The sequence below is a fragment of the Enterobacter sp. Li2LvB3 genome, assembly GCF_056156645.1.
On record NZ_JBSICG010000015.1, the window covers coordinates 99765 to 114007 of the forward strand.

14 protein-coding genes are annotated in these 14243 nt (G+C 51.2%); 8 read left to right on the top strand and 6 right to left on the bottom strand.

The features are described from left to right. Positions 1 to 25: 25 nt before the first annotated feature. From yqiA to nudF, 4 genes are read right to left on the bottom strand one after another with little or no spacing between them, the layout of a single operon-like run. Entirely contained in the window at positions 26 to 607 is a 582-nt protein-coding gene (gene yqiA, locus ACS603_RS14045) for an esterase YqiA (protein WP_182062481.1), read from the bottom strand. Then, a complete protein-coding gene (gene cpdA, locus ACS603_RS14050) occupies positions 607 to 1434 on the bottom strand; it encodes a 3',5'-cyclic-AMP phosphodiesterase (protein ID WP_182062482.1) in 828 nt (275 codons plus the stop codon). Before cpdA ends, yqiA begins: the two co-directional genes overlap by 1 nt. A gap of 27 nt (positions 1435 to 1461) precedes the next feature. Beyond that, positions 1462 to 1884, bottom strand: coding sequence for a DUF1249 family protein (locus ACS603_RS14055; RefSeq protein WP_003862516.1), 423 nt, complete (start codon positions 1882 to 1884; stop codon positions 1462 to 1464). Continuing rightward, positions 1881 to 2513 (bottom strand): ADP-ribose diphosphatase, encoded by a 633-nt coding sequence (gene nudF / locus ACS603_RS14060; RefSeq protein WP_014071785.1) that lies wholly within the window; start codon positions 2511 to 2513, stop codon positions 1881 to 1883. Before nudF ends, ACS603_RS14055 begins: the two co-directional genes overlap by 4 nt. 192 nt (positions 2514 to 2705) lie before the next feature. Between nudF and tolC the strand changes: the two genes are divergently transcribed. From tolC to ACS603_RS14075, 3 genes are all read left to right on the top strand, one after another. Continuing rightward, positions 2706 to 4184 carry an outer membrane channel protein TolC gene (gene tolC, locus ACS603_RS14065; RefSeq protein WP_182062483.1) on the top strand — a complete coding sequence of 493 codons (1479 nt, stop codon included), beginning with the start codon at positions 2706 to 2708 and terminating at the stop codon, positions 4182 to 4184. A 211-nt stretch (positions 4185 to 4395) separates the two neighbouring features. Continuing rightward, positions 4396 to 5061, top strand: a complete 666-nt coding sequence (locus ACS603_RS14070) for a DUF1190 family protein (protein WP_474944450.1) — start codon at positions 4396 to 4398, stop codon at positions 5059 to 5061. A gap of 2 nt (positions 5062 to 5063) precedes the next feature. Continuing rightward, positions 5064 to 6224 carry a glutathionylspermidine synthase family protein gene (locus ACS603_RS14075; RefSeq protein WP_182062485.1) on the top strand — a complete coding sequence of 387 codons (1161 nt, stop codon included), beginning with the start codon at positions 5064 to 5066 and terminating at the stop codon, positions 6222 to 6224. Positions 6225 to 6307: 83 nt separating this feature from the next. On the opposite strand, the gene ygiD is transcribed toward ACS603_RS14075, so the two are convergent. Next, positions 6308 to 7096 carry a 4,5-DOPA-extradiol-dioxygenase gene (ygiD, locus tag ACS603_RS14080; protein WP_182062486.1) on the bottom strand — a complete coding sequence of 263 codons (789 nt, stop codon included), beginning with the start codon at positions 7094 to 7096 and terminating at the stop codon, positions 6308 to 6310. A 196-nt stretch (positions 7097 to 7292) separates the two neighbouring features. Here ygiD and zupT point away from each other — a divergent pair, with 196 nt between their 5' ends. From zupT to ACS603_RS14105, 5 genes are all read left to right on the top strand, one after another. Beyond that, complete coding sequence (gene zupT, locus ACS603_RS14085; RefSeq protein ID WP_182062487.1) at positions 7293 to 8066, top strand: zinc transporter ZupT; 774 nt, start codon at positions 7293 to 7295, stop codon at positions 8064 to 8066. Positions 8067 to 8489: 423 nt separating this feature from the next. Then, on the top strand, positions 8490 to 9065 hold the full coding sequence (locus tag ACS603_RS14090; protein ID WP_182062488.1) for a fimbrial-like protein: 576 nt from the start codon (positions 8490 to 8492) through the stop codon (positions 9063 to 9065). Between the two features lie 80 nt (positions 9066 to 9145). Beyond that, positions 9146 to 11668, top strand: coding sequence for a fimbria/pilus outer membrane usher protein (locus ACS603_RS14095; RefSeq protein WP_315686867.1), 2523 nt, complete (start codon positions 9146 to 9148; stop codon positions 11666 to 11668). A gap of 15 nt (positions 11669 to 11683) precedes the next feature. Further along, positions 11684 to 12418, top strand: coding sequence for a fimbrial biogenesis chaperone (locus ACS603_RS14100; protein WP_315686868.1), 735 nt, complete (start codon positions 11684 to 11686; stop codon positions 12416 to 12418). Positions 12419 to 12420: 2 nt separating this feature from the next. Then, on the top strand, positions 12421 to 13482 hold the full coding sequence (locus tag ACS603_RS14105) for a fimbrial protein (RefSeq protein ID WP_182063467.1): 1062 nt from the start codon (positions 12421 to 12423) through the stop codon (positions 13480 to 13482). A 57-nt stretch (positions 13483 to 13539) separates the two neighbouring features. On the opposite strand, the gene ribB is transcribed toward ACS603_RS14105, so the two are convergent. Further along, positions 13540 to 14193 (bottom strand): 3,4-dihydroxy-2-butanone-4-phosphate synthase, encoded by a 654-nt coding sequence (ribB, locus tag ACS603_RS14110; protein WP_182062491.1) that lies wholly within the window; start codon positions 14191 to 14193, stop codon positions 13540 to 13542. Between the last annotated feature and the right edge of the window lie 50 nt (positions 14194 to 14243).

Genomic DNA, 14243 nt, shown 5'->3' on the forward strand with positions numbered 1-14243 from the left:
TTAAACTAGCAATTCGCATTGATTGTCAGAGGCTGTGCAGTCCAAGAAAATCGACAATCTGGGTGAAATGATTCTCAAAGTCCGTGAAAGCATGGTTTCCGCCCTCTTCTATAGTCTGGCGGCAGGATGCGTAATACGCCACTGCCTGGCGGTAATCCAGCACTTCATCCCCCGTTTGTTGCAGCAACCAGATAAGATCGGGCGCATCAAGCGGGTCTACCTGCATAACTTTGAGATCGTAAATATGGCGAGACTCTAGCACATATTGCTGTCCGGTGTAGGGGTTCTCGTTTTGACCAAGAAAGTCCCGTAACAGCTCATATGGCCGCACCGCCGGGTTGACCACTACCGCTGGCAGCATGAAGCATTGCGATAGCCAGGTGGCGTAATAACCGCCCAGCGAGGAGCCGACGACTCCCAGGGATTCCCCGCCGTGCTCCAGCACGATAGATTCCAGCATTTCTGCGGCGTCAGCCGGGTATGGTGGCAGCTGCGGGATAATCATCTCAACATACGGATGATGTTCGCTCAGCCACGCGCGGAATTGTGTCGCTTTCGCGGATCGCGGCGAACTGTTAAACCCATGCAGGTAAAGGAGGGTAGACATCAATAGCCTTCTGAAGCGGTATCTGGACGGAATTTTAACCCTGACAAACGGCACACTTCAGTGGTCAGCACACCATCAGCGTGGAGTTCCAGCCAGCGCCAGCCTGGGGCAATGGTATCCAGGGTAAAGTTGGCACAATGCGGTTTAAACTGCACGCAGGTAGACGGCGTTGCCAGCATCCGGCGGCCGTTCCAGTCGAGATCCTGTTCCTGATGAATGTGTCCGCAAAGCAGATTTTTCACCCGTGGGAATTTGACCAGAACACGGTCCAGCGCCGCAGAGTTGCGTAAGCTGTGCTGATCAAGCCAGCTACAGCCAGCCGGTAACGGATGATGATGGAGCAACAACAGCGTATGGCGTTCCGGCTCGGCGGCGAGTTTTGTCTCCAGCCAGTCAAGCTGAAACTCGCTCAGCTCACCGTGCGGCACGCCAAATACCTGGCTGTCGAGCAGCAGGATTTGCCACTGGTCGCCCACGATGACGGTCTTGGCCGGAGAGATGCCTGCCTCCTGAAGCGCGCTGTACATGGCGGGCTGGAAGTCATGGTTGCCCGGCAACCAGACGCAAGGCACGTTAAAGCTCGCGATACCCTCAGCAAAATGCTGATAGGCCGCGGAGGATTGATCCTGCGCGAGATCGCCCGTCGCGACGATTAAATCGCAAGGACGGTTTTCAGCGTGAATCGCGCCAAGTACTGCCTGATAACTCTCCCAGGTGTTCACTCCCAGCAGAGTCTCATGCTTTTCGGCAAACAGGTGAGTATCGGTGATTTGTAATATCCTGACTGGCGCCCCACCAGCAACAGTCAGGTTCAACAGGCTTTCCAAATGGTGTCCTTAGGTAGGTTTATGACGCTAACAAACCGGAATCGCCATTGCTCCATGTGCTAAACAATATCTTAGCCAGTCAGCTAAAAACTGGTTAATTTGATGCTTTTCGTCGCGTTGATGCAACTTTTTATTCGGATAATCATACCGTGCCTTGAAGCGAAAGATCTGCTGGCTTGAACACACTTCAGCGACCATCGCGTCGTGATACAGGCGTACTGTCATTGACGGCAAGCTCCAGTAGCTAATACTGGGTGCCGTTTGCTCGATTTCCACAAGCGTAGTGTAGCGCGTTGATTCTGTGATCGTTAACCGATACTGCGCGTTGCTCACCTGATAGCTCACCGTTTCGCCGGGTGCGTCGTTTCGCGGCAACAGGCGGCGCAATTGTGCAAAATTGGTTTCGCACAAGCGCATCATTTCTGGGAAGTCAGGTGTATAACGCTTCATTTTTTCCACTCGTTTCGTAATGTCTGATAATGCAGTTGCAGCCATTGCAGGGCGATGACAGACGCTGCGTTGTCGATTTTCCCCTCTTCAACCCACTGGTAAGCCTGCTCCCGACTCACCACATGAACCCGAATATCTTCGTTTTCATCTGCCAGACCGTGGATCCCTTCCGCCGTCGTGGCGTCCACTTCGCCCACCATAATGGATAAGCGTTCACTTGTGCCGCCAGGGCTTGCCAGATAGCTGAGCACCGGTTTGGTGCGGCCAACCACCAGACCTGCTTCTTCCTGCGCTTCGCGGCGGGCGACATCTTCGACCGTCTCGCCCTCTTCTATCATCCCGGCGACCATCTCCAGCAACCATGGACTTGGGCTAACGTCATACGCCGCGATTCGGATCTGCTCAATCAGTACCACTTCGTCACGCACTGGGTCAAAGGGTAGCAAGACTGCCGCATGACCGCGCTCAAAAATTTCACGTCTGATCTCGCCGCTCATCTGCCCGTTAAACAGGCGATGCCGGAAACGGTAAAGATCCATCGAAAAAAAACCGCTATATAGCGTTTCTCGTGCAATAATTTCTACATCGTTTTTGGCGAATGTCACTGGCAACTTATCTGGTTTTTGCATGAGTCATACCTTTGTAGCAATAGTGTTGAAATCATTAATTTCAAGGCTGTATATAAGGCTATATGATAGATTGGTGCAAATTACAGCCGGATGGCACGTAACGCCAACCTTTTGGTGTGGAAGATTCTGTTAGAATCGGCAATTATTTTTAATTAGATCAGCGCTAATACTGCTTCACAACAAGGAATGCAAATGAAGAAATTGCTCCCCATCCTTATCGGCCTGAGCCTGACGGGCTTCAGTGCAATGAGTCAGGCGGAAAACCTGTTACAGGTCTACCAGCAGGCACGTCTGGGCAACCCTGATTTACGTAAATCAGCCGCCGATCGTGATGCTGCGTTTGAAAAAATTAACGAAGCACGTAGTCCGCTGCTGCCGCAGTTGGGCTTAGGTGCAGATTATACCTATAGCAACGGTTTTCGCGATGCTAACGGCGTTAACTCTAACGCCACCAGCGCATCGCTGCAGCTGACCCAGACGCTGTTTGATATGTCCAAATGGCGCGCCCTGACGCTGCAAGAGAAGAGCGCCGGTATCCAGGATGTGACCTATCAGACCGATCAGCAGACGCTGATCCTGAATACCGCCACCGCTTACTTCAACGTGCTGAGCGCCATCGACTCGCTCTCCTACACTGAAGCGCAGAAACAGGCGATTTATCGTCAGTTGGACCAAACCACCCAGCGTTTCAACGTGGGTCTGGTTGCAATTACCGACGTGCAGAACGCCCGTTCACAATACGACAGCGTACTGGCAAACGAAGTGACCGCGCGTAACAACCTCGATAATGCGCTTGAATCACTGCGTCAAGTCACCGGTAACTACTACCCTGAACTGGCCTCGCTAAACGTGGACCATTTCAAAACGGACAAACCACAGACGGTAAATGCGCTGCTGAAAGAAGCAGAAAACCGTAACCTGGCCTTGCTGCAGGCACGTCTGAGCCAGGATCTGGCGCGTGAACAGATTCGTCAGGCACAGGATGGTCATCTGCCAACCCTGAGCTTAAGCGCTTCTACTGGCGTGTCTGATACCACCTACAGCGGCTCTAAAACCAACTCTGCCCAGTATGACGACAGCAATCAGGGTCAAAACAAAGTGGGGCTGAGCTTCTCCCTGCCGCTGTATCAGGGCGGAATGGTGAACTCCCAGGTGAAACAGGCGCAGTACAACTTTGTGGGTGCGAGCGAGCAACTGGAAAGTGCACACCGCAACGTGGTGCAAACCGTGCGTTCTTCCTTCAACAACGTGAACGCCTCCATCAGCAGCATCAACGCCTATAAACAGGCCGTTATTTCTGCCCAGAGCTCACTGGATGCAATGGAAGCAGGCTATTCCGTTGGTACGCGCACCATCGTTGACGTGTTAGACGCAACGACCACGCTGTATAACGCAAAACAACAGCTCTCCAGCGCACGTTACACTTACCTGATTAACCAGCTGAACATCAAATCAGCACTGGGTACGTTGAATGAGCAGGATCTGCAAGCGCTGAACGCAGCACTCGGCAAGCCGGTTTCTACATCGCCAGATAGCGTTGCGCCTGAAAATCCGCAGCAGGTTGCCGCCGTTGATAATTTCAACGCCGACAGCAATACCCCTGCAGCACAACCTGCGGCTACGCGTTCAACCACGCCTGCCAGCAAGAGCACCAATCCGTTCCGTAATTAAGTATTAGTATTGCCCGCTGTCACTTCGCTTATTGAACCTGCTTCACCGCGGGCCGGGTAAGCGAAGTGACACCCGGCGCAAAATCACATCCAAACGTAAGTCAACGTAAAGATCTCCCTGTTTCCACCCCCCTTAGCTTCATTTTCAACCACTCATCCTCTATCCTGAGCCTTATTTACTTCGTTCTACCACTGGGTCCTGGAAGACAAAAATGAAACGGACAAAATCGATTAATCACGCATCGTTCCGCAAAAGCTGGAACGCGCGCCATCTCACTCCTGTCGCGCTGGCGATCACTGCCGTCTTTATGCTGGCGGGCTGTGAGAAAACCGACGAAACGGTATCGCTGTATCAGAACGCGGATGACTGTTCAGCCGCCACCGGCAAAGCCGCAGAATGTACTACTGCGTACAACACGGCGCTGAAAGAAGCAGAGCGTACCGCACCGAAATATGCCTCTCGTGCTGACTGCGTTGCTGAATTTGGCGAAGGCCAGTGCCAGCAAGCTCCAGCTCAGGCGGGCACGGCACCTGAAAACCAGGCGCAGGCACAATCCAGCGGCAGTTTCTGGATGCCACTGATGGCCGGTTACATGATGGGTCGTCTGATGGGCGGCGGTGCAGGCTACCAGCAGCAGCCGCTGTTTAGCTCAAAAAACCCGGCAAGCCCGGCGTACGGTCAGTACACCGATGCCAGCGGTAAAGGTTACGGTGCAGCGCAACCCGGCCGCACAATGGCCGTGCCGAAAACCGCGATGGCGCCAAAACCAGCGACCACCAGTACCATTACCCGTGGCGGCTTTGGTGAGTCTGTTGCAAAACAAACTTCCATGCAGCGTAGCGCAACGGGTTCTTCTACCCGCTCAATGGGCGGCTGATCATGGAACGTGTCAGTATTACCGAGCGCCCTGACTGGCGCGAAAAAGCGACTGAATACGGCTTTAATTTCCACACCATGTACGGCGAGCCGTACTGGTGTGAAGACGCTTATTACAAGCTCACCCTCGCCCAGGTAGAGAAACTGGAAGATGTGACCGCTGAGCTGCACCAGATGTGCCTGAAAGTGGTTGATAAAGTCATCGATAGCGACGAACTGATGGCTAAATTCCGCATTCCAAAACACACCTGGAGCTTCGTTCGCCAGTCATGGAAAACCAGCCAGCCATCGCTCTACTCGCGCCTCGACCTGGCATGGGACGGCGTGGGTGAACCTAAGCTGTTAGAAAACAACGCCGACACGCCAACTTCTCTGTATGAAGCTGCATTCTTCCAGTGGATTTGGCTTGAAGACCAGGTGAATGCCGGAAACCTGCCGGAAGGCAGCGACCAGTTCAACAGCCTTCAGGAAAAGCTGATTGAGCGCTTTGGCGAATTGCGTGAACAGCATGGCTTCAACCTGCTGCACCTCGCCTGCTGTCGCGATACAGAAGAAGATCGTGGCACAGTGCAGTATTTACAGGACTGTGCGGCCGAAGCCGAAGTCGCTACCGAATTCCTTTATATTGAAGACATCGGCCTGGGTGAAAAGGGTCAGTTCACGGATATGCAGGATCAGGTAATCAGTAACCTGTTCAAGCTCTATCCCTGGGAATATATGCTGCGCGAGATGTTCTCGACCAAGCTGGAAGATGCTGGCGTACGCTGGCTGGAGCCTGCCTGGAAGAGCATTATTTCTAACAAGGCGCTGCTGCCAATGCTGTGGGAGATGTTCCCGAATCACCCTAATCTGCTGCCCGCTTACTTTGCTGAAGATGATTTCCCGCCGATGGATAAATACGTCGTGAAGCCCATATTCTCTCGTGAAGGGGCGAACGTATCCATCATCGAAAACGGCAAAACGCTGGAAGCGGTTGAAGGGCCTTACGGCGAAGAAGGGATGATCGTCCAGGAATTTTATCAACTGCCGAAGTTTGGCGACAGCTATACGCTGATTGGTAGCTGGCTCATTAACGATCAGCCAGCCGGGATCGGCATCCGCGAAGATCGCGCGCTGATCACTCAGGATCTGTCACGGTTCTATCCGCACATCTTCGTCGAATAAAGCTTGCCCGGTGGCGCTACGCTTACCGGGTCTACGCGCGACATGTAGGCCGGGTAAGGCGAAGCCGCCACCCGGCATGTTTTTTACCCAATCTGCACCGACAACATACTCAAACTCCCCATCTCAATCCCATCAACCGGGATCGTAATCGGCTCCTGGCCATCCCACGCACCTAATACATACAGCAGCGGCAGGAAGTGATCCGCCGTTGGGTTAGAGAGTGAACCACCCTCGTGTTCCAGATAGTTCACCAGAGGGTGCTGTTCAACCGGGCCTTGCCACGTCAGGTTAGCTTTTACAAAATCGTTGAATGAGGTTGCCCACGGGTACGGCGTATTCTCTCCGTGCCAGCGTGCCGTGCGCAGGTTATGCACCACGTTGCCGCTCGCCACCAGCATAATGCCTTCATCACGCAGTGAGGCCAGCTTACGGCCAATTTCCAGATGCCAGGCCGCAGGTTTGGTACTGTCGATACTCAGTTGCACCATAGGGATATCCGCATCAGGATACATTTTGATGAGCACACCCCAGGAGCCGTGGTCAAAGCCCCAGGCTTCTTTATCCAGTGCAACCGGGACGGGTGCCAGCAGCTCCACCAGCTGTTGTGCCAGCGCAGGCGAGCCAGGTGCCGGATAATGCGTGTCATAGAGCGCCTGCGGGAATCCACCAAAATCATGGATGGTTTTTGGCGCTTCCATCGCCGTTACGCCTGTACCGCGGGTAAACCAGTGCGCGGAAACCACCACAATTGCTTTCGGGCGTGGCAACGTCTCTCCCAGATGACGCCAGGCGCGGGTATAGACGTTATCTTCCAGAACGTTCATTGGGCTGCCGTGGCCTAAAAACAGTGCTGGCATACGAGAAGAAGTCATGGTGATATCCTTACAGAAGGTGTCAATTTGATGGTTCTACATTACGCGTAATCTGGCAAAGATGAACGCAGATAAGCGTGAAGATCATCATCAGGAAATTTGAATGTAAGGAATGTGTAAAGCAGAGTCTCCGCTCTCGCTTTGCCATCAATGAATCATTAATATTAATGATAATCATTATCATAAGGAGCAGTACATGTCAGTCCCTTTGATCCTGACAATACTTGCAGGTGCCGCGACCTTTATCGGTGCGATTTTAGGCGTGCTTGGTCAGAAACCGTCTAACCGCGTGCTGGCGTTCTCACTGGGTTTTGCCGCCGGGATCATGCTGCTTATCTCTCTGATGGAGATGCTCCCTGCTGCGCTTGGCACAGAAGGCATGTCTCCGGTCCTGGGCTATGGCATGTTTGTGTTTGGTCTGCTGGGTTACTTTGCGCTCGACCGCATGTTGCCTCACGCGCATCCGCAGGATCTCATGCAAAAAAACGTGGCAACGTTGCCGCACAATATTAAGCGCACCGCAGTTTTGCTGACACTGGGTATCAGTCTGCATAACTTCCCGGAGGGTGTCGCCACCTACGTGACCGCCAGTAATAACCTGGAGATGGGTTTTGGCATCGCCCTTGCCGTGGCGTTGCACAATATTCCTGAAGGACTGGCCGTTGCCGGTCCGGTTTATGCTGCTACGGGTTCAAAACGTACCGCTGTCTTCTGGGCGGGCATTTCCGGGATGGCTGAAATCCTGGGCGGTGTGCTTGCATGGTTGATTCTTGGCAGCCTGGTTTCACCCGTTGTGATGGCAGCCATTATGGCAGCGGTCGCGGGAATAATGGTTGCTCTTTCTGTGGATGAGCTGATGCCACTGGCGAAAGAGATCGATCCTGACAACAACCCCAGCTACGGTGTGCTGTGCGGTATGTCTGTAATGGGGCTTAGCCTGGTATTGTTACAAACGGCAGGTATTGGCTGAAAGGTTGCGCTCCCTTTATTGAGGGAGCGCAATTTTATGAAGTGTAAGTGAATACCAACTATCAGTATTAATAATATAAAGTCCGACGTCATACTTTTTGACCGCCATAGAAATCAATTAAGAAATATTATTTATAACTATTCCCTGTAAAATAAATACCGCTTCGCGTATTAAATAAACGTCAAAAGATAGATGTTAATCACTGTTTAACTAAGCATCTCAGCTTTTGATATACAGCATCCATCCCACTCATAACCTCAAGCAATCTATTAATAAATCCTAAATCCCTCATTAAGAAATACTCACGAGAACACCTATATTGTGGCTGATATATTTCACCCGTTTTAATGCAATAAAAGTGTTGCAATATTAATTCATTAAATTTATTGCGATGTCCAATCTTAGATAAAGGATTATATCTTCATGCTTAACAAGACTATCCTGGCAGTTGCGACAACTGCACTGCTTTCTGGCCTGTCCTTTACTGCTGTGGCAGCAGATAACCAGGGCTCAGGGAAGATCACTTTCACCGGTGAAGTCATCAGTGCACCTTGCTCTATCACCCCTGGTGATGAAAACCAGACCATTGAATTAGGCGAAGTCGCGGATAGCGTGCTGAACAGCGGTAAAAACTCGCTGCCGGTTGACGTAAATATCCACCTGCAAGACTGTATTCTTTCCGACAACAGCGGGCAAACGCCAACCACTATCGATAAAGTGAAGGTGACATTTACCTCTGCCAGCACCGATAGCACTGACACCAGCCTGATGAAAAACACCCTGGATGGCAACATCGGCGGTGCGACCGGCGTAGGTATTCGTCTGCTGGATAGCGGCAGTAATAAAGTGACGCTGGGTACTGCGATTCCAGTGTCATTCCCATCTGTTAACTCTTATCAGGAACTGAACTTTAAAGCCCGCATGGAGCCTGTAACAGGCAAAACGGCTACCCCAGGTAACGTTCAGGCCCAGGCGAACTACGTTCTCGACTATAAGTAATTCAGTTTAACGCCTGAATTACTAGCCGATGATGGACTCATCGGCTTTTTAATTATCTCTTTAATCAGCGAAACGGATTTATGCTAAAACACTCAGCGCCTCAACTATCTCGCCTCTCTGCTTTTATAAAGCATTCGCTGAGTGCAACACTTTACTCAGCATTATTCGTCTTGCCAGTATCTGCGGTTGAATTCAACACGGATATGATTGATGTTGAAGACCGAAGTAATATTGATATTTCCCAGTTTGAGAAAAAAGGCCATATCACACCGGGTAGCTATCTCGTCCGTATTCAGGTCAATAAAAACACGTTACCTCAATCCACAACAATGGAATGGATCGCAACGGAAAACGAAAGCGGTTCACAAATTTGTGTTAATGCTGGGCAATTATCTGCTTTCGGACTGAGCACAGATTTCATTTCGCGACTCCATTATCCACAGAACGGACGTTGCCTTGACCTTTCGGCTGTTCCGGAACTGGGCTTTTCCCTTAATAAAGCGACGATGGTACTTTCCGTGACCGTTCCCCAGGCGTGGATGAAATATCAGGCGCAAAACTGGACGCCGCCAGAATTCTGGGACGAGGGTATTGCGGGTGTTTTACTCGATTATAATCTCTATGCCAGCCAGTACGACCCGCACGGGGGCGACGACAGCCAGAATATCAGCACCTACGGCACGCTCGGGTTTAACCTCGGCGCCTGGCGTCTACGTTCAGATTATCAATATAACCAAAACTTTCGTAACGGTGAGTCTACGGGCAGCGACAGCAGTCTGGCGCGAACCTATCTCTACCGACCAATCCCTTCGCTTTCATCAAAAATGACGCTGGGACAATATGATTTAAGCTCAGATATTTTTGATACCTTCCACTTTACCGGTGCTTCACTGGAAAGTGACGAAAGTATGCTGCCGCCTGATTTACAAGGCTATGCACCGCAAATTACCGGCATCGCGCAGACCAATGCCAAAGTGACTGTCTCTCAGTCTGGCCGCGTTCTTTATCAAACGACTGTCGCGCCGGGTCCTTTCACAATTTCTGACCTGGGTGAAACTTACCAGGGACAACTGGATGTGGCAGTCGAAGAGGAAGATGGGCGTAAAACCACCTTCCAGGTCGGCTCATCCTCAATCCCTTTCCTGACCCGAAAAGGCCAGGTGCGTTATAAAACTTCCATCGGTAAACCCACAGCCACGGGCCATAACGACATTAATAATCCCCTTTTCTGGACAGGTGAACTCTCCTGGGGCTGGTCGAGCAATGTCTCACTGTATGGCGGCACCATGCTGACGGCGGATGATTATCAGGCTATGACCACCGGTATCGGTTTTAACCTTGATTCACTCGGCGCGATCTCTTTTGATGTGACAGGTGCCCAGGCCACACTGCATCAGGAAAAAAATGAAAAGCAGCGTGGATACAGCTATCGCGCAAACTATGCTAAACGCTTCGAGGCAACCGGCAGCCAGATTACCTTTGCGGGTTATCGATTCTCGGATAAAGAGTATGTCTCAATGAGCGAATATCTCGCGTCTCGGGACGGTGATACCTCAACGACAAACGAAAAAGAGAGCTATGTTATCTCCTTCAACCAGTACCTTGATTCTCTGGCATTAAATACGTATCTCAACGTCACCCGTAACACCTACTGGGACAACAGCAGCAACACGAACTACTCCTTTTCGATCAGCCGCAATTTCGATATCGGCAATTTTAGAGGTCTATCCGCATCGCTGGCGTTAAGCCGCGTACGCTGGGATGACAGTGACGAAAATCAGGTCTATTTCTCATTTACACTCCCGCTGGAACAGAGTCGTAGCATTATGTACAGCTACCAGCGCTCAGGCGGCGACAGCGCGTCTCATATGGCTTCTTACTATGACTCCTCCGATCGCAATAATACGTGGAACCTATCCGCCTCTACGACCGAAGACGATTTACGCGAAGGTGAACCGTCATTGCGCGGTGGATACCAGCACTATTCCCCTTACGGACGCCTCAACCTGTCAGGAAGCGTTCAGCCTAATCAATATCGTTCAATAAGCGCTGGCTGGAATGGCTCACTTACCGCCACACGGCATGGCGTTGCCCTGCATGATTACAGCCCGGCCGATAACGCCCGCATGATGATCGATGCCGATGGCGTTGCAGGGATTGAGGTCAACAGTTCGCGTACGCGGACTAACGCATTTGGTATTGCCGTTGTCCCTTCACTCACCAACTACACCACCTCAACGGTGCGCGTAAACAGCAACACGTTACCTGATGGCGTAGACATTGAAACCTCCATCATTCGAACCACGCTGACAGAAGGTGCCATTGGTTACAGCAAACTTAATGCCACCACGGGCTACCAGATTGTCGGCATTATTCGACAGGAAAATGGTCAGTTCCCGCCTCTGGGCGTCAGTATCGTCGACAGCATTTCGGGTAAAGAGGTCGGGCTGGTCGCAGAAGAAGGGTTCGCTTATCTCAGCGGAATTAAGGAAAACAGTGCGTTACGTCTCACCTGGTCTGGCAAAGTGTGCGAAATCACGCCACCGAACCAAAGTAACCTTAGCGGTGACGCTATATTTTTACCTTGTAAAACAGTGCATTAATTCAGGATGAATAAAATGAACATCTCGATTTTCTCAAAGGGAATGATCTGTTTCCTCGGCATGTGCAACTTTGCACATGCCACCGTATCGCCCGACAGAACGCGCATCATTTTCAACGCTTCAGCAAAAAGCGTGTCGGTCAGACTGACAAACCAGAGTAAAACCGATCCTTATCTGGCTCAGTCGTGGATAGAGGATAAAGAGGGCAAAAAAACACGCGAGTTTATCTCCCCTATTCCGCCATTGTTGCGTATTGAGCCAGACGAACAAGCGCAGGTTCGCCTGATGGCCCAGAAAAAACTCAGCCAGCTTCCTGCCGATCGAGAGTCCCTGTTTTATTACAACATGCGGGAAATACCACCGAAATCAGGGCAGCAGAACGTGATGCAAATTGCGATGCAAAGCCGCCTGAAGCTGTTCTGGCGACCAAAAGCCATTGAGCTAAAAGAGGGGCAATTTGTACCACTGGATAAAGTGGTCATATCCCGTTCCACTGATGGACTGCAATTCAATAATACCAGCCCCTACCATATCACCGTGGGATATATCGGGTTGAATGGAAAAACACTCTTGCCGGGTGCAGAGAGTGTGATGGTTGAACCTTTCGGCCAGGCCAGTCAGACGCTGTCGAATTTACCTGCGGAATTTCAAATAGGCTATGTCGGCGATTACGGCGGACTGGAAATGTTTAAAGTGAGCTGTAATGCGGTGCAGACCAGTTGCCAGAGCAAGCCGGTGAAAAAGGGATAATGATGAAAAGAATCTGCTTCGCTGCAATCGCATTATTTTGTCTGTTCTCATCATCCGCATGGGCGCTGGAATGCTACAAAAGTTCAAAAGGGGGGGCAAGCCTGGTGACAACGACGTTACCGGCTTTCACTGTGCCCGCAAACGCCCCTGTCGGGCAAAAAATATGGGAAAGCGGCGATTTGCTGGTAACGGTGTATTGCGATAGTGCTACGCGCGATCACGCTAAGCCGGTCGACCAGGATCCCTGGAGTGAAAACATTTATGCCTATATCCTGGACAGTTTTCATAACACCGATAGTCTGATGACTAACAATCCTTATCTGGCGTTTGGCGTGACCTACAACGGTGTTGACTATGACATCCCTGATATCAAAATTGATACCGGTGCCTGTCTTGATAAAAAAGATGACTTTTTTGGAGAGTATAAGGTTGCAGCATGTAACGGTACCACAATACAAAAAAACGTCACTTTCACCGTACGGTTTCGCCTCTATGTGAAATTAAAATCGGTACCACAAGCACAGTTTGACTTCACTTTTCCTTCGGTCACAGTACTTACCTTTGATGGTGCTGGCGGAATAAATGTCATGCCTGGTGCAAAAAATCTGCATTACGACATTGCCGGGCTTTCAAACATTCATTTTCTGGATTGCGGCGTGGATATCCGAATCTACCCGGAGAATCAGATTGTGGACTTTGGACAGTTTACGGAGAGCGCCGTAAACGCCAAAGCGCTCACGTCACCGTTTAGCATCTCGACAATTAAAGATGCCACTGCGGGCTGTTCAGAACAATTTGACGTAACGACCAGTTTTTACACCACCGATACACTCTATGATGAAACGCACCTGGACATGGGAAATGGTTTACTCATGCGTCTCATTGATAAAACAAACGGCGACGTGACGTACAATCAGTATCTTCCTTTTGCAACCTATCGCCCTGACGATACGGTGACCACGCTGACTCATGATTATACCGCTGAGCTCACCCGCAAACCGGGTGAAGCCATTGCTCTCGGGCCATTCAGTAAAGACATTATTGTCAAAATTAACTATCAGTAGCCACACCAGCCAGAAACAAAAAAGCCGGGTTTCCCCGGCTTTTTCACATCAGCCATTTCAGCTGGCTTTGCGCTCGTGCGCCTGGCGATACTCCACCAGATCTTCAATCGTCACCACCGGCATATTGTGCAAACGCGCAAAAGTGATGCACTCCGGCGCGCGCGCCATGGTGCCATCATCGTTGGTCAGCTCACACAGCACACCCGCAGGTTTGAAACCGGCCAGGGTCACCAGGTCGATAGTCGCTTCGGTATGACCGCCACGGGTCAGCACGCCACCGGCCTGAGCACGCAGCGGGAAGACGTGTCCCGGACGATGCAGGTCGGATGGTTTCGCACCATCGGCAATCGCTGCGCGAACGGTGGTCAGGCGGTCGGCCGCAGACACACCAGTGGTCACGCCATGCGCCGCTTCGATGGTCACGGTAAAACCGGTACCAAAAGCGCTGGTGTTGTTTTCGACCATCATCGGCAGCTCGAGCTGCTTACGACGGTCTTCGGTAATACACAGGCAAACGATGCCGCTACCGTGACGGATGGTCAGCGCCATCTGTTCAACGGACATGTTTTCGGCGGCGAAAATCATGTCGCCTTCGTTTTCACGGTTTTCATCGTCAAGCACCATCACACCGCGGCCTTCGCGCAGTGCATCCAGTGCATGTTCAACACGTTGAGTTGAAGTGCCAAAAGAGGAAAGTAGCGTCTGATTCATGGTAAAAAAACCTCATTAAAATTATGGTTACCAGAATCAGGGCAGTCTTA